Source organism: Frondihabitans sp. OV104 (genome assembly GCF_057787745.1).
In genome coordinates this window covers 2,948,016-2,968,990 of record NZ_CM173541.1, presented here as the reverse complement: position 1 = coordinate 2,968,990, position 20,975 = coordinate 2,948,016, and the positions used below count along the sequence as shown (strand labels likewise).

General features: G+C 69.5%; 17 protein-coding genes. 13 read left to right on the top strand and 4 right to left on the bottom strand.

The features are described from left to right. Positions 1 to 94: 94 nt before the first annotated feature. The 9 genes from AC3CBB_RS13890 (at position 95) to AC3CBB_RS13850 (ending at position 6,464) form a co-directional block, all read left to right on the top strand. The gene (locus AC3CBB_RS13890) at positions 95 to 1,015 is read left to right on the top strand and encodes a metal ABC transporter solute-binding protein, Zn/Mn family (protein ID WP_488625048.1); all 921 of its coding nucleotides are present in this window, start codon (positions 95 to 97) and stop codon (positions 1,013 to 1,015) included. After that, positions 1,012 to 1,845: a metal ABC transporter ATP-binding protein gene (locus AC3CBB_RS13885; protein ID WP_488625047.1), complete on the top strand. Its 834-nt coding sequence runs from the start codon at positions 1,012 to 1,014 to the stop codon at positions 1,843 to 1,845. Before AC3CBB_RS13890 ends, AC3CBB_RS13885 begins: the two co-directional genes overlap by 4 nt. After that, the gene (locus AC3CBB_RS13880) at positions 1,842 to 2,747 is read left to right on the top strand and encodes a metal ABC transporter permease (protein ID WP_488625046.1); all 906 of its coding nucleotides are present in this window, start codon (positions 1,842 to 1,844) and stop codon (positions 2,745 to 2,747) included. The genes AC3CBB_RS13885 and AC3CBB_RS13880 overlap by 4 nt, the downstream gene beginning before the upstream one ends. Beyond that, the gene (locus AC3CBB_RS13875; protein ID WP_123505793.1) at positions 2,744 to 3,136 is read left to right on the top strand and encodes a Fur family transcriptional regulator; all 393 of its coding nucleotides are present in this window, start codon (positions 2,744 to 2,746) and stop codon (positions 3,134 to 3,136) included. Before AC3CBB_RS13880 ends, AC3CBB_RS13875 begins: the two co-directional genes overlap by 4 nt. 245 nt (positions 3,137 to 3,381) lie before the next feature. After that, positions 3,382 to 3,618, top strand: coding sequence for a 50S ribosomal protein L28 (gene rpmB, locus AC3CBB_RS13870; RefSeq protein ID WP_123505792.1), 237 nt, complete (start codon positions 3,382 to 3,384; stop codon positions 3,616 to 3,618). After that, on the top strand, positions 3,618 to 3,785 hold the full coding sequence (gene rpmG / locus AC3CBB_RS13865; protein ID WP_055961458.1) for a 50S ribosomal protein L33: 168 nt from the start codon (positions 3,618 to 3,620) through the stop codon (positions 3,783 to 3,785). Before rpmB ends, rpmG begins: the two co-directional genes overlap by 1 nt. Positions 3,786 to 3,787: 2 nt before the next feature. Next, positions 3,788 to 4,093: a 30S ribosomal protein S14 gene (gene rpsN / locus AC3CBB_RS13860; protein WP_123505791.1), complete on the top strand. Its 306-nt coding sequence runs from the start codon at positions 3,788 to 3,790 to the stop codon at positions 4,091 to 4,093. Positions 4,094 to 4,205: 112 nt separating this feature from the next. Then, on the top strand, positions 4,206 to 4,493 hold the full coding sequence (locus AC3CBB_RS13855) for an HU family DNA-binding protein (RefSeq protein ID WP_123505790.1): 288 nt from the start codon (positions 4,206 to 4,208) through the stop codon (positions 4,491 to 4,493). A gap of 96 nt (positions 4,494 to 4,589) precedes the next feature. Next, positions 4,590 to 6,464, top strand: coding sequence for a bifunctional copper resistance protein CopD/cytochrome c oxidase assembly protein (locus tag AC3CBB_RS13850; RefSeq protein ID WP_488625045.1), 1,875 nt, complete (start codon positions 4,590 to 4,592; stop codon positions 6,462 to 6,464). 81 nt (positions 6,465 to 6,545) lie between these two features. On the opposite strand, the gene AC3CBB_RS13845 is transcribed toward AC3CBB_RS13850, so the two are convergent. Next, positions 6,546 to 7,640: an LLM class flavin-dependent oxidoreductase gene (locus tag AC3CBB_RS13845; RefSeq protein ID WP_488625044.1), complete on the bottom strand. Its 1,095-nt coding sequence runs from the start codon at positions 7,638 to 7,640 to the stop codon at positions 6,546 to 6,548. Positions 7,641 to 7,775: 135 nt separating this feature from the next. On the opposite strand from AC3CBB_RS13845, the gene AC3CBB_RS13840 reads away from it, so the two are divergent. From AC3CBB_RS13840 to AC3CBB_RS13825, 4 genes are all read left to right on the top strand, one after another. Then, positions 7,776 to 8,396, top strand: a complete 621-nt coding sequence (locus AC3CBB_RS13840; RefSeq protein ID WP_488625043.1) for a TetR family transcriptional regulator C-terminal domain-containing protein — start codon at positions 7,776 to 7,778, stop codon at positions 8,394 to 8,396. A gap of 132 nt (positions 8,397 to 8,528) precedes the next feature. Further along, on the top strand, positions 8,529 to 13,355 hold the full coding sequence (locus AC3CBB_RS13835; RefSeq protein ID WP_488625042.1) for a GH92 family glycosyl hydrolase: 4,827 nt from the start codon (positions 8,529 to 8,531) through the stop codon (positions 13,353 to 13,355). 148 nt (positions 13,356 to 13,503) lie between these two features. Then, positions 13,504 to 15,240, top strand: coding sequence for an APC family permease (locus AC3CBB_RS13830; protein ID WP_123505787.1), 1,737 nt, complete (start codon positions 13,504 to 13,506; stop codon positions 15,238 to 15,240). Between the two features lie 6 nt (positions 15,241 to 15,246). Next, positions 15,247 to 16,473 (top strand): saccharopine dehydrogenase family protein, encoded by a 1,227-nt coding sequence (locus tag AC3CBB_RS13825; RefSeq protein ID WP_488625041.1) that lies wholly within the window; start codon positions 15,247 to 15,249, stop codon positions 16,471 to 16,473. A 142-nt stretch (positions 16,474 to 16,615) separates the two neighbouring features. On the opposite strand, the gene AC3CBB_RS13820 is transcribed toward AC3CBB_RS13825, so the two are convergent. From AC3CBB_RS13820 to AC3CBB_RS13810, 3 genes are all read right to left on the bottom strand, one after another. After that, complete coding sequence (locus tag AC3CBB_RS13820) at positions 16,616 to 17,149, bottom strand: GNAT family N-acetyltransferase (RefSeq protein WP_488625040.1); 534 nt, start codon at positions 17,147 to 17,149, stop codon at positions 16,616 to 16,618. Between the two features lie 154 nt (positions 17,150 to 17,303). Then, a complete protein-coding gene (locus AC3CBB_RS13815; RefSeq protein ID WP_488625039.1) occupies positions 17,304 to 19,040 on the bottom strand; it encodes a hypothetical protein in 1,737 nt (578 codons plus the stop codon). 260 nt (positions 19,041 to 19,300) lie between these two features. Then, on the bottom strand, positions 19,301 to 20,947 hold the full coding sequence (locus AC3CBB_RS13810; protein ID WP_488625038.1) for an HAD family acid phosphatase: 1,647 nt from the start codon (positions 20,945 to 20,947) through the stop codon (positions 19,301 to 19,303). Positions 20,948 to 20,975: the final 28 nt, after the last annotated feature.

The window sequence follows — 20,975 nt, the reverse complement described above, 5'->3', positions numbered from 1 at the left end:
AATGATTATCGTTTAGCGATAGCGTCGATCCCGGTCGGGCCTCAGGGCGGCACCCGTCCTCCTCCCTCCGCGCCGCCCTTAGATGGATTCCTCCGTGAAGTACCCCCTCCTCGCCGCAGCCACGGCCGTCGTGGCCGCGCTGACCCTGGCCGGCTGCTCGTCCTCGACGCCCTCCGCCTCGACCTCGTCCGACGAGAAGGTCCTCGTCGTCGCCTCGACCAACGTCTACGGCGACATCGCCTCGCAGATCGGCGGCGACCACGTCTCGGTCACGAGCATCCTGTCGAACCCCAACCAAGACCCGCACGGGTTCGAGGCCGACGCGCAGACGCAGCTCGCCATCTCGAAGGCGCAGCTGATCATCGAGAACGGCGGCGGCTACGACGACTACGTCGACACGATGCGCGACTCGACCAGCAGCAAGGCGACCCTCATCAACGCCGTCGAGGTCTCCGGCTTCACCGCGACCGGCGGCGAGCTCAACGAGCACGTCTTCTACGACTACGCGACGATGGCGAAGCTGGCGAACCGCATCGCCACCGACCTCTCGGTAGCCGACCCCGACAACTCGAAGCTCTTCTTCGACAACGCGGTCTCGTTCAGCGCCTCGATGTCGAAGCTCGAGGCCCAGACGGCCGCGCTGAAGAAGACCTACGCGGGCGACGACGTGTCGTACACCGAGCCGGTGCCCGGCTACCTCTTCGACGCGATCGGCCTGACGAACGTCACGCCGTCGGCGTTCTCCGAGGCCGTGGAGGAGGGCGACGACGTCGCTCCCTCCGCGCTGAACGACACGCTGAAGCTGATGACGCAGAAGAAGGTCGCACTCCTCGCGTACAACGAGCAGGCCTCCAGCCCGGAGACCTCGCAGGTGCAGAAGGCCGCGGAGACCGCCGGCATCCCGGTCGTCCCGGTGACCGAGACGCTGCCGAAGGGCGACGACTACCAGGCGTGGCAGCAGGCGAACATCGACGCGGTCAAGGCCGCTCTCGCGAAGGCCGTCCTGACCAAGTGAGCGCCGAGCCCGTCCTCCGTCTCCACGGCGCAGCCATGCGCTTCGGCGACCGCGAGCTGTGGGCGAACCTCGACCTCGATGTGGCGCCGGGTGAGTTCATCGCGGTTCTCGGTCCGAACGGGGCGGGCAAGACGACGCTGCTCAAGGCGGTACTCGGCCAGCAGGCGCTGTCAGGCGGCGAGATCGAGTTCCTGCGCCGTCCGGTTCGTCGAGGCCACCGCCGCATCGGCTACATCCCCCAGCAGAGGCTGATGGAGTCGGGCACGCCGCTGCGGACGCGCGACATGATCGCCCTCGGGATCACGGGCCATCGCTTCGGCCTGGGCCGCGAGACCAGGGCCGAGAAGGCCCGGGTCGACTCGCTCGTGGAGCAGGTCGGCGCGACGACGTTCGCGATGGCCCCGGTGGCGTCGCTGTCGGGCGGCGAGCAGCAGCGGGCTCGCGTGGGCCAGGCGCTGGCCTCCGACCCGGCGCTGCTGCTGTGCGACGAGCCGCTCATCTCGCTCGACCTGCGCCACCAGCGCGGTGTCACCGAGCTGATCGACCAGCAGCGTCGCACCACGGGTGCCGCCGTCGTCTTCGTGACGCACGACGTCAACCCGATCCTCGACGCGGTCGACCGCGTCGTCTACATCGCCGGCGGGCGCTTCACCATCGGCACGCCCGACGAGGTGCTGCAGGCCGACGTCCTCTCCGATCTTTACGGCACGCCCGTCGACGTGGTGCGCACGATGGGGCGCATCGTGATCGTCGGGGGCAGCGAGGCGCACGATCACGACCACCACGTCGACCACGCCGACGACCTCGACCCCGAAGGCCCGGTGCGATGAACCTCGACGTGCTCACTCACATCCTGTCGTTCGAGAACTTCGGCGAGCTCGTCGTGCTCGTGCGCAACTCGATCATCGCGGGCGCGGTGCTCGGCGTCGTCGGCGGCCTGATCGGCCCGTTCGTGATCACACGCAACCTGCCGTTCGCAGTGCACGGCATCAGCGAGCTCTCGTTCGCCGGCGCCTCCATCGCCCTGCTCGTCGGCGTCAACGTCGTCACCGGGTCGGTGGTCGGCAGCGTGCTGGCGGCCCTCATCATCGGCCTCCTGGGCAACCGCGCCCGCGAGCGCAACTCGATCATCGCCGTGCTGATGCCGTTCGGCCTCGGCCTGGGGATCCTCTCGCTCGCCCTCTACCAGGGGCGCGCCGCCAACAAGTTCGGCCTGCTGACGGGCCAGATCGTGTCGGTCGACAACCCGCAGCTCGGCTGGCTGCTCGGCATCTCGGCGGTCGTCGTCGTGACGCTGTTCGTCGTCTGGCGCCCCCTGACGTTCGCGAGCGTCGACCCCGACGTGGCGGCCGCAGCCGGCGTCCCGGTCCGCGGCCTGTCGATCGTCTTCATGCTCGCGCTCGGCCTTGCGGTCGCGGTCTCGGTGCAGATCGTCGGCGCACTGCTCGTCCTCTCTCTTCTCGTCACCCCGGCGGCGGCCGCGCTGCGTCTGACGGTCGCACCGCTCTGGGTGCCGATCCTCAGCGTCGTCTTCGCCGTCACCAGCGTCGTCGGCGGAATCCTCCTGGCCCTCGGCGGCGGCCTGCCGATCTCGCCCTACGTCACGACCATCTCGTTCGCGATCTGGCTGGTCTGCCGCATCGTGGGGGGCCGGCGCTCCGCCCGCGGCAGGGGCGGGCGGGCGCAGGAACCCGGGGCTCCCGCACCGTCCCGAGAGAAGGTCGCCGCATGAAGCGGCAGACCTGGCAGCGCGAGGCCGTCCGCGAGGCGCTGCACGAGAAGAGCGGCTTCGTGAGCGCGCAGGTGCTCTACTCGCAGCTGCGCGACGGCGGGTCGGCGATCGGGCTCGCCACCGTCTACCGGGCGCTCGCCTCGCTCGAGGGCGAGGGCGAGGTCGACAGCCTGCAGCAAGACGGCGAGAGCCTCTACCGCTCCTGCTCCACGGGAGCCCACCATCACCACCTCATCTGCCGGAACTGCGGCACCACCGTCGAGATCTCCGCCGACCCGGTCGAGACCTGGGCGCGAGCCGTCGCCGCCGAGCACGGCTTCACGCAGGCGAACCACGTCGTCGACGTGTTCGGGCTATGCGCCGCCTGCTCGGTGCCGGGTGCCGGCTGAGTCTGCCGGCTGAGTTGCCTTTAGGCTGAGCTTGCCCTCAGGCTGAGCTTGCATGCAGGACTTGTTCACACGCGGGCGTGTCGTCTAAGCTTGCTCTTTGGTTGAGTGCTATCTGCGCTCATGTATGCCGAATCCACGCCTTTCCGCCCTGGCGGAGTGGACGACGCGTGCCGACAAGTGACCTTGGGTAGGGCCAGTCTCCGTAAGACGAGGCGGGCTCCTACGGTATCTACGGAGGAATAACCATGGCAGCAACCTGCCAGGTGACTGGAGCCGTTCCCGGCTTCGGACACAACATCTCGCACTCGCACCGACGCACCAAGCGCCGTTTCGACCCGAACGTCCAGAAGAAGACCTACTACGTGCCGTCGCTGCGACGTAACGTGACGCTGACGCTCAGCGCCAAGGGCATCAAGGTCATCGATGCCCGTGGCATCGAGAAGGTCGTCAAGGACATCCTTGCTCGTGGGGAGAAGATCTAATGGCCAAGTCCCAGGACGTTCGTCCGATCATCAAGCTCCGCTCGACGGCGGGCACCGGCTTCACGTACGTGACCAAGAAGAACCGTCGTAACAACCCCGACCGCCTCGTGCTCAAGAAGTACGACCCGGTCATCCGCAAGCACGTCGAATTCCGCGAGGAGCGCTAAACATGGCCAAGAAGAGCATGGTTGCGAAGAACAACCAGCGCAAGGTGATCGTCGCTCGCTACGCTGCGAAGCGTCTCGAGCTCAAGAAGGCTCTCATCGATCCGAACGGCACCGACGAGAGCCGCGAGGCTGCCCGCGTCGGCCTGCAGAAGCTGCCCCGCAACGCTTCGCCCGTCCGCGTCCGCAATCGCGACGCTATCGACGGTCGTCCCCGTGGCCACCTCAAGGAGTTCGGCATCAGCCGTGTGCGCTTCCGCGAAATGGCTCACCGAGGCGAATTGCCGGGCATCACGAAGTCTTCCTGGTAGGTTCTGAGGCGGTTCTACAGGGGTTTTGCCCGTGTAGGGCCGCCGACCGCCGTTTACGCGGCGGGCGCCAAATAAGCATGTGCTTTCGAATCGTGTCCGAGGAGGACAAATAATGGCTGACAAGTCACTGAACCGCACCGAGCTCGTTGCAGCTGTCGCCGCTGAGTCCGGCCAGAGCCAGGCCGCAGTGAGCGGCGTCGTCGACGCTCTCTTCGCCGTCGTCTCCAAGAACGTCGCCGACGGCACGAAGGTCACCATCCCCGGATGGATCGCGTTCGAGAAGACGCACCGCGCCGCTCGCACCGGCCGCAACCCGCAGACCGGCGAGGCTCTCGAGATCGCCGCCAGCGACAGTGTCAAGGTCAGCGCCGGCTCGAAGCTCAAGGCTTCCGTCAAGTAGACATCAGCACCGGTACACTTCAGCACCGTTCGAAGGGGCGGATCACGACTCAGGTCGTGATCCGCCCCTTCATTTGCGCCCGGTTAGGCTTATGCGGTGCCCCGCCTCTCTCGTCTCGCCGCGCCGGCACTGTTGATCGTCGTGGGGCTCGCCTCCCTCATCATCGCCCTCCAGGCCGGCGGTGCCGCGGCTCCGCTCGCCCTCGCCGACCCGGGTGCGACCGTCCGCTTCGGTCTGCCTATCGCCACGTTCCTCTCTGAGATCGGGGCCTCGCTGACCATCGGCACGCTGGCCGTCGCCTGCTTCTGCCTCAGCGCCGATCGGCCGGAGTGGGGGCGGGCTCTCGACATCGCGTCGGCCGGCGCCCTCTTCTGGACGATCGCCTCGGCAGCGACCGGCTTCTTCACGTTCCTCAGCGTCGCGAACGTGCAGGTGACGCTCGACGAGAAGTTCGGCCAGTCGCTCGCGTTCTTCCTGACCGGTACCGATCTCGGCCTCGCCTGGCTCGTGTCGACTCTGATCGCCGCGCTCGTGACAGTGCTCTGCTTCGCCGTCCGCGGGGTCACGGCCGTCTTCGTCGTCGCCGTCGTCGCGGCGGCAGGGCTGATCCCCATCGCCCAGCAGGGACATGCCGCCGGCACCGCATCGCACGCCGCCGCTGTCACGGCGCTGGGCATCCACGTCGAGGGGGCGGCCGTCTGGCTCGGCGGCCTGCTCGCGCTGGTGCTGCTGCGGTCCGTGCTCGAGCGGCGGCTCGCGGTCGTCCTCGGACGGTACTCGTCCATCGCGCTCGTCTGCTTCGTCATCGTCGCAGTCTCGGGAGTGGTCAGCGCGCAGATCCGGATCGGCGGATGGTCGGAGCTCGGCTCCGCCTACGGGCTCCTCGTCGTCGCGAAGTCGGTGGCGCTCGTCGTCCTCGGTCTCTTCGGCGTGGTGCACCGGCGCGTCGTCGTCGGGCGGATGGCCGACCGCGCCCTGGCCCGGGGGCCGTTCTGGTGGTTCGTCGCCGCCGAGATCGCGTTTCTCGGTTCCGCCTTGGGCATCGCGGCCGCGCTCTCGCGCACCGAGACGCCCGTCGCGCAGACGGCGGCCGCCGACACGGCCGACCTGGCGCCCGCCGAGGTGCTGACCGACGGGAAGCTGCCCGGTCCGTTCACGCCCGGGGCGTGGCTCACGGCGTGGAACGTCGACCTGGTGTGGCTGCTCGGGGCGGTCTTCCTGTTCGCGTTCTACCTCGCCGGCGTGATCCGGCTGCGCCGCCGGGGCGAGACCTGGCCGCTGCAGCGCACGATCTGCTGGGGCGTCGGCCTGCTCGTGCTCGCGTACGCGACGAGCGGCGCGGTCAACGTCTACGACCGCTACCTGATGAGCGCGCACCTCCTGCAGATCGTGCTGGTCGGGCTCGTCGTGCCGGCCCTGCTCGTGCCCGCCGCCCCGTGGACCCTCGCTCTGCGCGCCATGGCGAAGCGGACCGACGGCAGCCGTGGACCCCGCGAGTGGACGCTGCTCGTCGTGCAGTCCAGGGTCGCCGCTCGCCTGAGCCACCCGTTCGTCGGCGGGCCGCTCCTCGCGCTGGGCCTGTGGGCCGCCGTATGGCCGCTGCTCCGCTGGACCGTCTCGACCGAGCTCGGCCACTTCTCGCTCGTGCTCGGGCTGCTGCTCTCGGGCTGGCTGTTCGTGCAGGCGCTGGTCGGCGTCGATCCCGTGCCGCTGCGGGCGGGCTTCGGTGTGCGAGTCTCGCTCGCCGCTCTCGTCGGAGCCGCCGTGCTCGCCGTCGGCGCCGTGCTCAGCGTCTCGCCCGGACTCCGCCTGGCCTCCTGGTTCGGGGCGATGGGGCGGACGTGGGGCGCGGCCCCCGTCGCCGACCAGCAGCAGGGCGGCGTGGTGCTCGGCGTCGTCGGCATCGTCGTATGTGCCGTGCTCGGGGCGGCCGCCGTGCGCCGGCGGCGTCCGGTCGCCTCGACGGAGTAGGTCCCCCGAATCGGCGGGGCTGGACCGTGCCGCGGAAATCGACCGCGACGGCGGGCGGCGAGTTCCTGCGCCCGCGAAGGGCTAGGCGGGGACGGGCGACGCCATCAGCTCGCGCACCATCGGCGCGACCTCACGGCCGTACAGCTCGATGCTCTTCATCATCTCGGGATGCGGGAGGGTGCCCATGCTGTAGCGCATGTCGAAGCGGGTGGCTCCGAGCAGGCGCATGTTGTGCGCGATCTTGCGGGCGACCGTCTCGGGCGAGCCGACGTAGAGCGCGCCGTCCGGGGCGGCCTGCTGCAGGTACTGCTCGTGCGTGGGCGGCGGCCAGCCGCGCTCCCGGCCGAGCTGCGCCGTCTGGGCCGACTGGTACGGATACAGCGTGTCGAGGGCCTCGTCGTCGGTAGCGGCGACGAAGCCGGGGGAGTGCATGGCGATCGGCTGCGGCGCCCGGCCGAACTCGACGAGCGCGCGGCGGTAGAGGTCGGCGTACGGAGCGAACTGGGCGGGGCTGCCGCCGATGATCGCGAGGAAGAGCGGCAGGCCGTAGTGCGCGGCGCGGATCACCGACTGCGGTGAGCCTCCGACGCCGACCCAGGTCGTGATCGTGCCGCTCTCGGGCCGCGGGTAGACCCACTGCTCGTGGAGGGCGCCGCGCTTGGTGCCGGACCAGCTGACCGGGGCGTCTTTGAGCAGCTCGGCGAAGAGCTCGATCTTCTCCTCGAAGAGCGCCTCGTAGTCGGCGAGGTCGAGGCCGAAGAGGGGGAAGGACTCGGTGAACGAGCCGCGTCCCAGGATGACCTCGGCACGCCCGTTCGACAGCGCGTCGACTGTCGAGAAGCGCTCGAAGACGCGTACCGGGTCGTCGGACGACAGCACCGTGACGGCAGACCCGAGGCGGATGCGCTTCGTGCGGGCCGCGATGGCGCCGAGCACGACCTCGGGGGCGGAGACGGCGAAGTCGATGCGGTGGTGCTCGCCGACGCCGATGAAGTCGATGCCGACCTCGTCGGCGAGGACGGCCTGGTCGACCAGGTCGCGGATCGCCTGGGCATGCGACACGAGGTCGGTCGACCCGGGCTTCTCGGTGACGTCGCCGAAGGTGTCGAGGCCGAGCTCGATCGTCGACGGGTCGATCTCGGGCAGGATGCGGTCCGGATTGGTGGCGGTGGCCATGGGATCCCCTTTTCTATGCATACGCATGTTACTGGTCAACGCCTGGCGGCGGCCACTATTCCGCACGACCCGCAGACGGGTCGCACACCGACTGGGGGTGGGGGAGGCCGGCGCCGTGACTTTAGAATCATGCCCATGTCGACCACCACTCAGCTGTCGGGGGGCAGCTCTGACGGCCGCTCCGCCATCGATGCTGCCGCCAGGCAGATCGCCTTCACGTCCGGGCTCTCCGGGATCACCCTCCGGCGTCTCGCCGCGACCGCCGGCGTCTCGCCCGGTGACGTCGCCCAGCACGAGCCCTCGATGAGCGCCCTCATCGCGCGCACCTTCGAGGTGCTCGCCACCGACGAGCTCCTGGCCGCCGCCGCCGACATCGACCGCTCCATCGCCGCGGGCGCCTCACCGCTCGAGACCCTCACCATGCTCGTCGAGTCGCTCTTGCAAGACACCCACGACGACTACAACTCCGTGTGGGCTGATGCGTGGAGCCTCGGCCGCCACAATGCGCCGCTCGCGGCCGCCGCCCGCACGAACATGGAGGGCTGGAACGACACCATCGCCCGCGTCGTCGAGGCGGGGATCGCCGCAGGCCAGTTCGCCGACGTCGCCCCGGATCTCGTGGCCATGCAGTTCCTGGCCCTCATCGACTCGACGACCGCCTACTCGCTCGTCGGCTACCGCACCGCCGCCGAACGGGCCGAGCTGATGCGCCGCACGCTCGAGATCTCGCTGGCGCTGCCTGTCGGGTCGCTGTAGCGCGTTTCGCCGCGCCCTCGCACCCGCCCTTGACGTGCCACCCGAACGGGGGTAGAACTAGAGGACCGTGACAACGCTGTCATAACCAGGGCAGTCGAGTCGCATCCGCCGATCACACGGAGACACACGACGATGACGTCCAATTCGCCCTTGAGAGCCGCGGCCGTAGCCGTGACCGCGCTGGCCCTGGTCGTGAGCGGAGGGTCGCTCGCCATGGCAGCCCCCGCCACCACGACCCCGAAACCCGCCGCCGACTTCCACACCTCGTTCGAGACGGGCGACGCGCAGCCGACGCCGACCCCGATCGGCACCCCGACCCACCTCGCCGACTTCGCGGCGAAGACCGGTGCCGGCCCGACGGAAGGCCCCAACATGAAGTCCGGTGCCGGCTTCACGGGCACGCGCTCGCTGTCGTACGGCGGCTCGCAGTCGGCAGCGGCGGCCAGCGGCACGACGGTGCTCTTCGCCGACCAGTCGCTCAGGCTCGGAACACGCACCCAGCTCAGCTACAAGGTCTTCCCGGAGCTGGGCGCCGACCTGCAGTACCCCGCCACCTACGTCTCCGTCGACCTCGAGCTGAGCGACGGCACGCGCGTGAGCGACGCGTCGTACGGCCTCGTCGACGGCCACGGCGACGGCATCTCGGCCGCAGCGCAGGGCACGTCGAAGATCCTCTACGCCGACCAGTGGAACTCCGTGAAGATCGATCTCGGCTCGCTCGCCGGCAAGACGGTCACGAAGGTGCTGCTCAGCTACTCGAACCCGGCAGGAACGTCGAAGACCGAGTTCGCCGGGTGGGTCGACGACATCGCGGTGGCGAACGCCCCGAAGGCGGCCACCGGCGCGGGCCTCGTCAGCTACGTCGACACCCGCCGCGGCACCAACTCGTCGGGGAGCTTCTCGCGCGGCAACAACTTCCCGGCGGCAGCCGTGCCCAACGGCTTCAACTTCTGGACGCCGATGACCGACGCCTCGTCGCAGACCTGGCTCTACGACTACGCCTCGACCAACGACGCGAAGAACCTGCCCACGCTCCAGGGCATCGGCGTCTCGCACGAGCCGAGCCCGTGGATGGGCGACCGCAACCAGCTCGCCTTCCTCCCGTCCGCGCAGACCGGCACCCCCGACGCGACGCTGAAGACCCGCGCGCTCGAGTTCAGCCACGACGACGAGACGGCCCGCCCCGACCTGTACTCGGTGAAGTTCACCGACGGCATCACGGCCGAGGTGACCCCCACCGACCACGCCGCTGTCATGCGGTTCGGTTTCACCGGGTCGACGGGCAGCGTCCTGGTCGATCGGGTCGTAGGAACGTCCGGACTCACCGTCGCTGACGACGGCACCGTGAGCGGCTGGGTCGACGGCGGGTCCGGCCTCTCGGCCGGCGCCTCGCGCATGTTCGTCAGCGGCAGGTTCGACCGGGCCCCCCTCGCCTCCGGAGCAGCCGCCGGCGACCGCACCTCGGCGAAGTACGCCCGCTTCGACACGTCGAGCGACAAGTCCGTCGTGCTGCGCGTCGCCACCTCGTTCATCTCGGCGGCCCAGGCCTCGAGGAACCTGCAGCAGGAGGTCGGCAGCAAGTCGTTTGCCAGGGTCCACGCCGCGGCGCAGAGGGCCTGGAACGACCGGCTCTCGGTGATCACGCTCGGCGGCGCGACGACAGACCAGCTGGCCACCACCTACGGCAGCCTGTACCGCCTCAACATGTACCCGAACTCGCAGTTCGAGAACACCGGCACGGTCGCGAAGCCCGTGTACAAGTACGCCAGCCCGGTCGCCGCCACCGTCGGCGACGCCACGGCGACCACGACCAACGCCGTCGTCAAGCCCGGCAAGGTCTACGTCAACAACGGCTTCTGGGACACCTACCGCACCGCCTGGCCCGCCTACTCGATGCTCTACCCGAAGCTCGCGGGCGAGCTGATGGACGGCTTCGTGCAGCAGTACAAGGACGCCGGGTGGATCGCGCGCTGGTCGAGCCCCGGCTACGCCGACCTCATGACGGGCACGTCGTCCGATGTCGCGTTCGCCGACGCCTACCTCAAGGGAGCCTCGACGAAGGACGCCCTGTCGGCCTACGACGCCGCGCTCAAGAACGCCACCGTGCTGTCGCCGAACTCGGGCACCGGGCGGAAGGGGCTCGATACGAGCATCTTCCTGGGCTACACCCCGTCGTCCACCGGCGAGTCGGTGTCGTGGGCGCTCGAGGGCTACATCAACGACTACGGGATCGGCCGGATGGCCGCGAAGCTCGCGAAAGACCCGGCCGTCCCGGCGGCCCGCAAGCCGCAGCTGCGCGAGGAGTCGACGTACTTCCTCGAGCAGGCGAAGCGCTACGTCGAGCTGTTCGACCCGTCCATCGGCTTCTTCCAGGCGAAGAACGCCGACGGCAGCTTCCAGCAGGCCGCGAAAGACTACGACCCCGGCTCGTGGGGCGGTGCCTACACCGAGACCGACGGCTGGAACTTCGCCTTCCACGCGCCCTTCGACGTGCAGGGCCTGGCCTCGCTCTACGGTGGCGACGCCGGTCTCGTGAAGAAGCTCGACGAGTTCTTCGCGACGCCCGAGAAGGCCGACAAGCCCGGCGGCTACGGCGGAACGATCCACGAGATGCTCGAAGCCCGCGACGTCCGCATGGGACAGCTCGGCATGAGCAACCAGCCCTCGCACCACATCCCCTACCTCTACGCCGCCGCCGGTGCGCCGTCGAAGACGCAGGCCGCGGTCCGCGAGATCACCCGGCGCCTGTTCGTCGGCAGCGACATCGGCCAGGGCTACCCCGGCGACGAGGACAACGGCGAGATGTCGTCATGGTTCCTGTTCTCGGCGCTCGGCTTCTACCCGCTGGCACTGGCGTCCGACTCGTACGAGATCGGCTCGCCGCTGTTCACGCACGCCGTGGTCAGCCCGATCGGCGGCAACCGCCTCACGATCGACGCTCCCGCCAACTCGGCCAAGAACGTCTACGTGAGGGGGGCGACGCTGAACGGCAAGGCGCTCTCCAGCGCGACGCTGTCGTCCGCTCTCGTCGCGAAGGGCGGCGCACTCCGATTCGACATGAGCGCCACCCCGTCGAACTGGGGTGCGGGCAGCGCTCCGACCGAGCCGACGCCCGTCCCGCTCGTCGACGCCGCGGGCTCCGGCACGGTCACGTCGAACGACGGCGTCGACGTCACGGCCCTCACCGACGACAACTCGCGCTCGTCGGTCAAGTTCGCGACGTCCGACCCGGCGATCACGTTCGACTCCGACGAGGGGCCGGCGACGGTCGATTCGTACACGCTGACGAACGGCGCCGACGGCGACTCCCCGACGTCGTGGAAGCTCGAGGGCTCCTCCGACGGCAAGACGTGGGTGACGGTCGACAAGCGCTCGGCGCAGACCTGGCCGTGGCAGACGCAGACGCGGCCGTTCGAGATCGCGAAGCCCCGCGCTCTGTCGCACTACCGCCTCACCGTTACGGGAACGACGACGGGAGCGGCGCCGACGCTCTCCGAGGTCGAGCTGCTGACCGACACGACGGCCACTCAGGCCGGCTACACCGTGTCGCCGAAGGCGTCCGCGAAGACGGAGGTCGGCCGTTTCGACGGACCCGTCGCATCCGTCGCGGGCTCGACCGCCGCGACCTCGACGGCCACCGTCGACTTCCTCGACGGAAAGGGCCCGCAGACGGCCACGCTGACGAAGTCGAAGCTCGGCTCGTACGACATCGCCGCCTCGCACATGTTCGCGAAGCCCGGCGCGTACTCCGTCCTCGTCACCGCGACCGACGGCACCCGCATGGCGTCGACGACCGCCACCGTCACGGTCTCGCGCACGGCACCCAGCCTCACCGGCGCCTACGACAGCACCTGCCTGGCGACCGACGGGCACGGCGGCAACTGCGACGGCCTCGGCAACGCCTTCTCGGCTGCGTCGCTCGCCGAGTCCGGCTTCGTGCAGGGCGAGACGAACGAGGTCGCAGGAACTGCGCTCACCTTCGACCTGCCCGACGTCGCGCCGGGCCAGGCCGACAACGCCACCGGCGCCGGCCAGGTCATCCCCCTCTCGCTGGGCGACGACGTGACGCAGCTGTCGGTGATCGGCACGGCCAACGAGAAGGCGCAGGACACCGTCGGCACGCTGACCTTCGACGACGGCTCGACGGCCGACATGCCCATCCAGTTCGGCGACTGGACCGCCGCGGCGGCGAAGCCGCAGTTCGGCAACACGGTCGTCGCCACCTCGAAGGGCCGCTACGACGGCGGTGCCCCGGGCGACGACGCCGTCGCGGCGATCTACGCCACGGCGCCGTTCACCCTGCCGGAGGGTAAGAAGGCCGTGTCGCTGACGCTGCCGGTGCAGACGGGTGCGGTCACGAGCACGGGCCGGATCCACGTGTTCGCGGTCGCGACGGACGGGACCCGGGAGGCAGTTCCTGCGCTCAGCGTGAAGGCAGGAGCCTCGATCCAGGCGCGAGCCGGGGTGAGCGTGAAGCAGACGCTCGCCACCGTCGCGGGAGGTGCCGCGGAGAGCTACGCCGCCACCGTGAACTGGGGCGACGGCTCCGCGACGGCCGATGCGACGGTCGCCGACGGAACGGTCACGGGCTCCCACACCTACGCCGCCCCCGGCACCTACACGGTGACCGTCACCGCCGACGACGGCACGGGCAGCGTCACCACGACGCTCAAGGCAGTCATCGCGAAGGCCACGGTCGCCTACGCGCCGACCCTGACCGCTCGGGCGACCACGCCCGGCGGGATCGTGACCGTGCGCGGGGCGGGCTTCGCCCCCGGCGAGCGGGTGAAGCTGACGGTCTCGGGCCTCAAGCTGGCCACGACGGCGACCGCCTCGGCCACGGGCGCGTTCGTGCTCAGCGGCACCGTGCCGAAGAAGGCGACGGCCGGCACCTACCCGGTGATCGCGACCGGCGTGAAGTCAGGCGTGCCGGCGACGGTCGACGTGACCGTCGAGTAGCGGTCGACGCCCGTGCGGGGCCGGTTGCCGATCTGGCAGCCGGCTTTCGCATTGTGCGACGGAACGGCATTGACGCTTCGCGGGCCGAAACGATTGGGTTGGCCAACTGCTCTTCCCTTCGCTGTTCACGCACCGTGATGGAGAAACGATGACCGCACCGTCAGTGGCGACGACCACTCAACCTGTCGACACCAAAGGCCTGAAAGAGGGCTCACTCGGGCTGGTCTCGAGCGTCGTCGTGGGTGTCGCCTCCACCGCCCCGGCTTACAGCCTGGCGGCGAGCCTCGGATACATCGTCATCGGCGGGACGCTCGTGGCGGGGGTGCACGCGCCCGGCATCATCCTGCTGGCGTTCATCCCGATGTACCTGATCGCGGTCGCCTATCAGGAGCTCAACAAGGCGGAGCCGGACTGCGGCACCACCTTCACCTGGGCCTCGCGAGCGTTCGGGCCGATCACCGGATGGATGGGCGGCTGGGGAATCATCGTGGCCGACGTGATCGTCATGGCGAACCTCGCCTCGATCGCCGGGTCGTACTCGTTCACGTTCGTCGGCAGCTTCGGGCTGCCGGCTGTCGCGGCCCTGTCGACCAACGTCTTCTGGTCGACCGCGGCGGGCATCGCCTGGATCGTGATCATGACATACATCTGCTACCGCGGCATCGAGGTCTCGGCCCGCCTCCAGTACTTCCTGCTCGCGTTCGAAGTCGTCATCCTGATCTTCTTCGCGGTGTTCGCGCTCGTGAAGGTCTACACGGGCAACGCCGAGTCGTACTCGCTGACGCCGTCGCTCGACTGGCTCAACCCGTTCACCCTCGGCCCTGGCACCATCGCTCCGGCCATGCTCACCGCCATCTTCATCTACTGGGGATGGGACACGGCCGTCTCCATCAACGAGGAGACGAAGGACCCGGAGAAGACCCCCGGCCGCGCCGCGATCATCTCGACCGTGCTGCTGCTCGTCACCTACGTGCTCGTCGCGGTCGCCACGATCGCTTTCGCCGGAGTCGGCGACAAGGGCATCGGCCTCGCGAACGAGGACAACGCGCTCGACGTCTTCTCATCGGTCGGCCCCACCCTGTTCGGCGGCGGCGTCGTGGGCAGCATCCTGATGGCCCTGCTCGGCTTCTCGATCCTCACGAGCGCGTCGGCCTCGACCCAGACGACGATCCTGCCGACGGCTCGCACCTCCCTGTCGATGGCCGTCTACAAGGCCCTCCCAGCGCAGTTCGCGCGCATCCACCCGAAGTACCTGACGCCGACCTGGTCGACCGTCGGCATGGGCGTCGCGTCCGTAGCCTTCTACCTGATCTTCACCCTCATCAGCGTCAATCTGCTCAGCGCCCTGATCGGGTCGATCGGCCTGATGATCGCCTTCTACTACGGCCTCACCGGCTTCGCCTGCGTGTGGTTCTACCGAAAGACGCTGTTCTCGTCGCCGCGCAACATCATCATGCGCGGCATCTTCCCCTTCTTGGGCGGAGTCATGCTTCTGGCCGTCTTCGTCTACGGCGTCTACGCCTTCGCGGCGCCCGACTGGCTGACCGACGCCGACAAGAAGCCGATCACCATCTTCGGGATCGGCGCCCAGGCAGTCGTGGGCGTCGGCGGACTTCTCGTCGGGGTCGTGCTCATGCTGATCTGGCGGTGGCGCAAGCCCGACTTCTTCCGCGGCCAGACCCTGACCAAGCGCGCCGACTACGTGCTCGCGCCGGGCGAGGGCGTCGTCGCCAACTTCGGGATGCCCGACTCCGGGTACTTTCCGACCGTGGTCGCGCAGGACCTCTCGAACCTCCCGACCGGCGCCATCGCCATCGACGCCGAGACCGGCAAGCCCATCCGCGGGACCCGCCACACGGGTCCGACATCCCCCACAGAGAAGTAGCTCCCCATGAAGATCCTCATCGTCGGCGCCGGTGGCGTCGGCTCCGCCGCCGTGCGCATCGCCGTCCGCCGCGACTTTTTCGACACTCTCGTCGTCGCCGACTACGACCCCGCCCGACCGGCCTCGCTCGTCGAGGCTGTCGGCGACCCGCGGCTCGTCGCGGCCCAGGTCGACGCGTCGTCGGCGTCGTCGGTCGCCGAGCTCATCCGCGCGCACGGCATCACCCACGTGCTGAACGCCGTCGACCCGCGCTTCGTCATGCCGATCTTCAACGGCTGCTTCGAGGCCGGTGCGACCTACCTCGACATGGCGATGAGCCTCTCCAGCCCGCACCCCACCGATCCGCACACCGAGACCGGCGTCAAGCTCGGAGACGATCAGTTCGCCGTCGCCTCGGCCTGGACGGACGCAGGATCGCTGGCGCTCGTCGGAATCGGCGTCGAACCGGGCCTGTCAGACGTCTTCGCCCGCTACGCCGAAGACGAGCTCTTCGACGAGATCGACGAGCTCGGCGTGCGCGACGGCGCCAACCTCGTCGTCGAGGGCTACGACTTCGCGCCGTCGTTCTCGATCTGGACCACCATCGAGGAGTGCCTCAACCCGCCCGTCGTGTTCGAGGAGGGCAGGGGCTGGTACACGACTGCGCCGTTCTCGGAGCCCGAGGTGTTCGACTTCCCCGAGGGCATCGGACCGGTCGAGTGCGTCAACGTCGAGCACGAGGAGGTGCTCCTCATGCCGCGCTGGACGAAGGCCAAGCGCGTCACCTTCAAGTACGGCCTGGGCGACGAGTTCATCGAGGTGCTGAAGACCCTTCACAAGCTCGGCCTGGACTCGACGAAGCCGCTGACGGTCAAGGGCGTCGAGGTGTCGCCCCGCGACGTCGTGGCCGCAGCCCTGCCCGACCCGGCCACCCTCGGCGACAGGATGTCGGGCAAGACCTGCGCCGGCGTCTGGGTCCGAGGCACCGGCAAGGACGGCCAGCCGCGCTCCACCTACCTCTACCACGTCGTCGACAACGAGCAGACGATGGCCGAGTACTCGTCGCAGGCCGTCGTCTGGCAGACCGCCATCAACCCGGTCATCGCGCTCGAGCTGCTGGCCACGGGGGTGTGGAGCGGCGCCGGCGTGCTCGGGCCGGAGGCGTTCGACGCGCGGCCGTTCCTGTCGCTGCTCGCCGCTCCGGCGCCGGAGGGGTACGGGTCGCCGTGGGGGATCCAGGAGAAGGCGGTCTAGCGCAGCCGCCTCGGCAATTCAGGCCCGGTGCGCCGGATCCGCGCCGGCGGCCCCGGATGGGGCGGCGGCGCGTGCACCGGGCCTGAGTTGTCGGGGCTTCACCGGGGCCGGGCGTGAGCGGCGCCGGGTGCCCGTCGAGAACTCAGGCTCGGTGCGGGCTGTCGTCGTCGGGGTCGGCGGGCGAGGGGCCGTCGCCCGGCACCGACCCTGAGTTGCCGACGGCGGGGCGCTCCATCACGTAGTTCACGAGCTCAACGCCGCGGATGATCGGCCGCCCTTCGGCGACGACGACGAAGCCGTGCCGCTCGAAGAACGGGCGCGCCGTGCGGCTGGCGTGCACCGACCGCTGACCATCGCCGAGCGACTCGAGCAGCCGGGAGGCGACTCCCCGTCGGGCCACGGCGGGGTCGACGAAGAGCATGTCGATGTAGCCGGAGTCGTCGACGTCGCTGAACCCGACGACCCGGCCCTCCGCCACGGCGACGACGGAGGCGGAGGCCAGCCGTCTGGCCGCCCAGTCGCCGCCGTCGATGTCGTCCGACGCCCACGCCTCGATCTGCGCCGGCGTGTAGTCGCCCGCCGCCGTCACGCGGATTGCCCGCCGGAACACGGCGAGCGTGGCGGCAGCATCCTCGGGGAGGTACGCCCGGAGCTCCACTCGGGCGTCCTCGCTCACGGCAGGTAGTACGTCGGGTTCGGCAGCTTGAGGGGCCGAGCGGCGAGCATCGGCCCCGGACTGCCGAGGCTCACTGGAGCTCGATAGTTCCTGCGCCCGGCCCTTGTCGACGGGGCCCCGTTCCCGGTCAGCTGAGGACTCCTGCCCGGGCGCTCTAGCTCGGATGCCGCACGCCGATGTATGCCTGCGCCCCGCGACCGGCGGCGTTGTAAGCGACCATGCTGAGCGAGACGCTCGCGTCGTGCCGCAGGCCCGAGATCACGATGGGGCTGTGCGTCCCCGTCGCCGACCGACCGCCCGAGGTCGTCACCACGTACTGGGTGATGGGCGATCCGCCCGTGGAGGCGGGAGGCCTGAAATGGACGGTGACCTTGCCCTTGCCGCTCGCCGCCGAGAGGACTACGGGGGCGCCGGGTACCCGGACGACGGGCGCCGCCGTCCCGAGAGACTTCTTTGCGGCAAGGCTGGCATTGCCGGCCCGGTCGACCGCGAACAGCGCGATCGTGTAGCGGACGCCCGTCCTCAGGGTCGGCAGGGTGGTGCTGGTCGCAGTGCCAGCCGAGAGCGAGATACCGCTGTTCGGTCCTACGCGCGCACCGTTGCCCTGGACGAGCCGAGCCACGCTGGCGACCGCGTCGCTAGATTTCGACACTTTCCAGGTGGCCCTCGAGCCGGAGATCGCGAGCCCCGTGGGTGCGGCGGGCGGCGTGAGGTCGTCTCGAGCCTGGTACTGGAAGCGACCCGAGATGCGGTGACCGCCGGCACCCGGCGTGCACGCCAGGTCGAATTCGACGTCCGCGACGGTCGGAAGATCGCGGTCGTCGACCGCGAACGAGCGCACCGTCTCTGTGCCTTCCTCGCTGTCGCTGCAGGGCCCGCGGTTGTCGACGGAAACGTAGGTGCCGTACTGGCTGCGGTCGAGGGCGTTGAACGGGGTCGTGTTGTGGACTCCCACGGCCAGGGGCGTGCCGAAGGTGTCCGACCGCAGCTGGACGGTGTACAGCTGCGAGCCCCGGTTGGGCGCACCGAGCTCCGCGTACGGCTCCACCCCGATGAACGACCAGCCGCTCGCGCGGAACCAGATGACGTCGGCGGCAGCGGCGTCGACCGTCGTGCCTGCCACGTCGCCGGCGGTCTGGAGGCGCGTCGTGCCGAGCATGCCCTGTCCGGAGACGGCGACCTTCTGCGTCTTCGAGCCGATCGGGATCGACAGGGTCGCCTGCGCCGGCCCGCCCTTCGTCGGGTCGAAGACGACGTCGAACCGGCAGGTGGCGCCGGCCGCGAGCACGACCGGGCAGCCGCTCTTCCCGAAGTCGAACGACGACCTCGACAGACCGGAGAACGCCTTCGCGCCGAGCGCCAGACCCACGGCGCTTCGGTTGTGGAGCGTCTGCGTCATGCGGATGGGGGCGCCCGGCGCCGTCATCGAGAAGACCATGTGGCGCATCCCGATCGACACGGACGTCCCCTCGTCCTGCCCGAGGCGGAACTCGCCGATCCCCTCGAGGACGACGTCGAACCGGGTGATGCGACCGCTCGCATCGGACGCCAGGTCGATGATGTCCGCGCGGTCCGCCTCGGTCGTGATCGAGCCGACCGCCACCGTGTACGACGGCACAGCCGGATCGGGCTCGTCCGTGCCGGTGGGCCGGGCGTAGAACGTGCCAGGACGGAGGTAGTCGCCCTTCGGCGGCACGATCGAGAAGCCGAAGCGGTCACGGCCCGAACCTCCGCCCATGCTGATGCCGGCGCTCGTGGTCGCCGTGTTCAGCTGAAGGCCGCTGCCGTCCGCGAAGAACCTCGAGAGGGGTGAGTCCGGACCGCGGGCGGCGAGGCTGATGCTGCCGATCCGCGTGGTCGCCGCGGCTTCGGCGGGGGCCGGAACGGCCATGAGCGCTCCCAGGCTGATCACCCCCAGGCCCAGGGCCAACGCGACCATGGTCGCCGATCTCGTTCTGCGCGTGCCGCTCTTCCGACGCATCCCGGCCCCCGGTCTCTCCGGGCGGCGCCCATCGCTGCCCTGAGAGAACGTTATGACACAGTTCGACTCCTACATCGGGTGGCGTCCAGGCGATTTCCGGGGTACGGCGCGACGTGCGGTGGGCCGCACCCGGGCTCCTGCCTTCGGCAGGGCTGCGCTCGTGCTCCTGCCTACGGCAGGTAGTACGTCGGGTTCGGCAGCTTGACCGCCCGGCCGTGGCCGCCGATCAGGTCGCTGAACTGGTCGCCGTAGTTCGCGACGATGTCGTACCCGCCGCCGGCGCTCGACTCGACGTGGGCGCGGGTCTGCGACTTGTACTCGATCGTCGTGCACTTGGCCGCGGCGCACGTGACGTACGACGGCTGCTGCGACGAGCCGACCCCGGTCCACTTCGTGTAGTAGTTCGCCGAGGTGAACCCGGTGTAGCCGACCTTCGCGAGGTTGGCGATCGTGGCGGCCTTCTGGTTGTCGTTGCGGCCGGTGAGGCCGATCAGCGTGCACCCGGCGGCCTGCGCCACCTGAGTGAGCGTCGTCATCTTCGGCGTCGCGGGGAAGCGCTCGTCTTGCACCCAGACGTCCTGCTCGGCGGGGTCGAACGTGAAGTGCATGTCGGCCACCTCCATGTCGTACGTCCACAGCGTGGTGTCGTCGGCGTCGAGCACGATCGCCGGCTTCTCGCCTTTCTCGCTGGCGGCGTAGCACTCCGACGCGACCTTCGGGATCTCCCGCTTCACCAGAGCCGCCATCTCGCTGATGTACGGCGACGTGGTCTTGTTCGAGATGCCCGGGCCGGTGTCGCCGTAGTACTTCGCGATGGTCGACTTCACGCTGTCGATGTTGGGGATGCCCTCGCCGCCCTGGGTCAGGCCGCTGGAGCCGTCCGCCTTCATCGTGAAGCGGGTCCGCGGCGCCAGCCGGGGCTCCGAGACGCCGGGAAGGTCGGCCGACGGCAGGTAGTAGGTGGGGTTCGGCAGCTTCAGGATCCGGTCGGCGTACCCGCCCTGGAGGTCAGACCACTGGTCGCCGACATTGAGGGCGATGTCGTAGCCGAGGCTCTCGATGTGTTTGCGGGTGAGCGCCTTGTACTCGACGGTCGTGCACTTGGCTGTCGCGCAGGTCACGTACGAGGGCTGCTGCGACGATCCCGTCCCGGTCCACTTCGTGTAGAACCTGTCGGCGGTGAATCCCGTGTAGCCGACCTTGGTGAGGTTCGCGAGGGTGGCCGCCTTCTGGTCGTCGTTGCGGCCGGTGAGGCCGAAGACGGCGAAGCCCATCTTCTTCGCCGCCGCGACGAACGACACCATGGACGGCGTCGCCGGGAACCGTTCGTCTTGCACCCACACGTCCTGCTCGGCGGGGTCGAACGTGAAGTGCATGTCGGCCACCTCCATGTCGTACGTCATGAGAGTGGTGTCGTCAGCGTCGAAGACGATCGCGGGCTTCTGGTGGTGCCGCTTCGACGAGGCGTAGAGCGAGCGGAGCGCCCGCTTCTCGGACGACACGATCGACGCCATCTCGCTGATGTACGGGGACGCCGTCTTCGAGGCGATGCCCGTGCCCGGATCGCCGTAGTACTTCGCGATGGTCGACTTCACGCTGTCGATGTTGGGGATGCCCTCGCCGCCCTGCGTCGCGCCGCTCGAGCCATCTGCTGCCATCACGAACTGGGTGCGCGGCGAGAGTGCGCTGTCGCTGTGATGCGTCGGTCCGTGATGCGACGGCGCGTATCCGGAGGCGGAGGCGCCGCTGACGAGCGTCGCTCCCAGCGCGAGTGCCGCGATGGCGGCGACAGTGGTCATGGACCTGCGACGTGGCATGGGTGTCCCTCGAGTGTGATCGTTCCGC

What these genes read in the sequence shown, in the direction of transcription:
- AC3CBB_RS13830 (WP_123505787.1), top strand. Translation starts at nt 13,504, where the DNA reads ATGACCGCACCGTCAGTGGCGACGACCACTCAACCTGTCGACACCAAA.
- rpmB (WP_123505792.1), top strand. Translation starts at nt 3,382, where the DNA reads ATGGCAGCAACCTGCCAGGTGACTGGAGCCGTTCCCGGCTTCGGACAC.
- AC3CBB_RS13845 (WP_488625044.1), bottom strand. Translation starts at nt 7,640, where the DNA reads ATGGCCACCGCCACCAATCCGGACCGCATCCTGCCCGAGATCGACCCG.
- AC3CBB_RS13810 (WP_488625038.1), bottom strand. Translation starts at nt 20,947, where the DNA reads ATGCCACGTCGCAGGTCCATGACCACTGTCGCCGCCATCGCGGCACTC.
- AC3CBB_RS13855 (WP_123505790.1), top strand. Translation starts at nt 4,206, where the DNA reads ATGGCTGACAAGTCACTGAACCGCACCGAGCTCGTTGCAGCTGTCGCC.
- rpmG (WP_055961458.1), top strand. Translation starts at nt 3,618, where the DNA reads ATGGCCAAGTCCCAGGACGTTCGTCCGATCATCAAGCTCCGCTCGACG.
- AC3CBB_RS13880 (WP_488625046.1), top strand. Translation starts at nt 1,842, where the DNA reads ATGAACCTCGACGTGCTCACTCACATCCTGTCGTTCGAGAACTTCGGC.
- AC3CBB_RS13840 (WP_488625043.1), top strand. Translation starts at nt 7,776, where the DNA reads ATGTCGACCACCACTCAGCTGTCGGGGGGCAGCTCTGACGGCCGCTCC.
- AC3CBB_RS13825 (WP_488625041.1), top strand. Translation starts at nt 15,247, where the DNA reads ATGAAGATCCTCATCGTCGGCGCCGGTGGCGTCGGCTCCGCCGCCGTG.
- AC3CBB_RS13875 (WP_123505793.1), top strand. Translation starts at nt 2,744, where the DNA reads ATGAAGCGGCAGACCTGGCAGCGCGAGGCCGTCCGCGAGGCGCTGCAC.
- AC3CBB_RS13815 (WP_488625039.1), bottom strand. Translation starts at nt 19,040, where the DNA reads ATGGCCGTTCCGGCCCCCGCCGAAGCCGCGGCGACCACGCGGATCGGC.
- rpsN (WP_123505791.1), top strand. Translation starts at nt 3,788, where the DNA reads ATGGCCAAGAAGAGCATGGTTGCGAAGAACAACCAGCGCAAGGTGATC.
- AC3CBB_RS13835 (WP_488625042.1), top strand. Translation starts at nt 8,529, where the DNA reads ATGACGTCCAATTCGCCCTTGAGAGCCGCGGCCGTAGCCGTGACCGCG.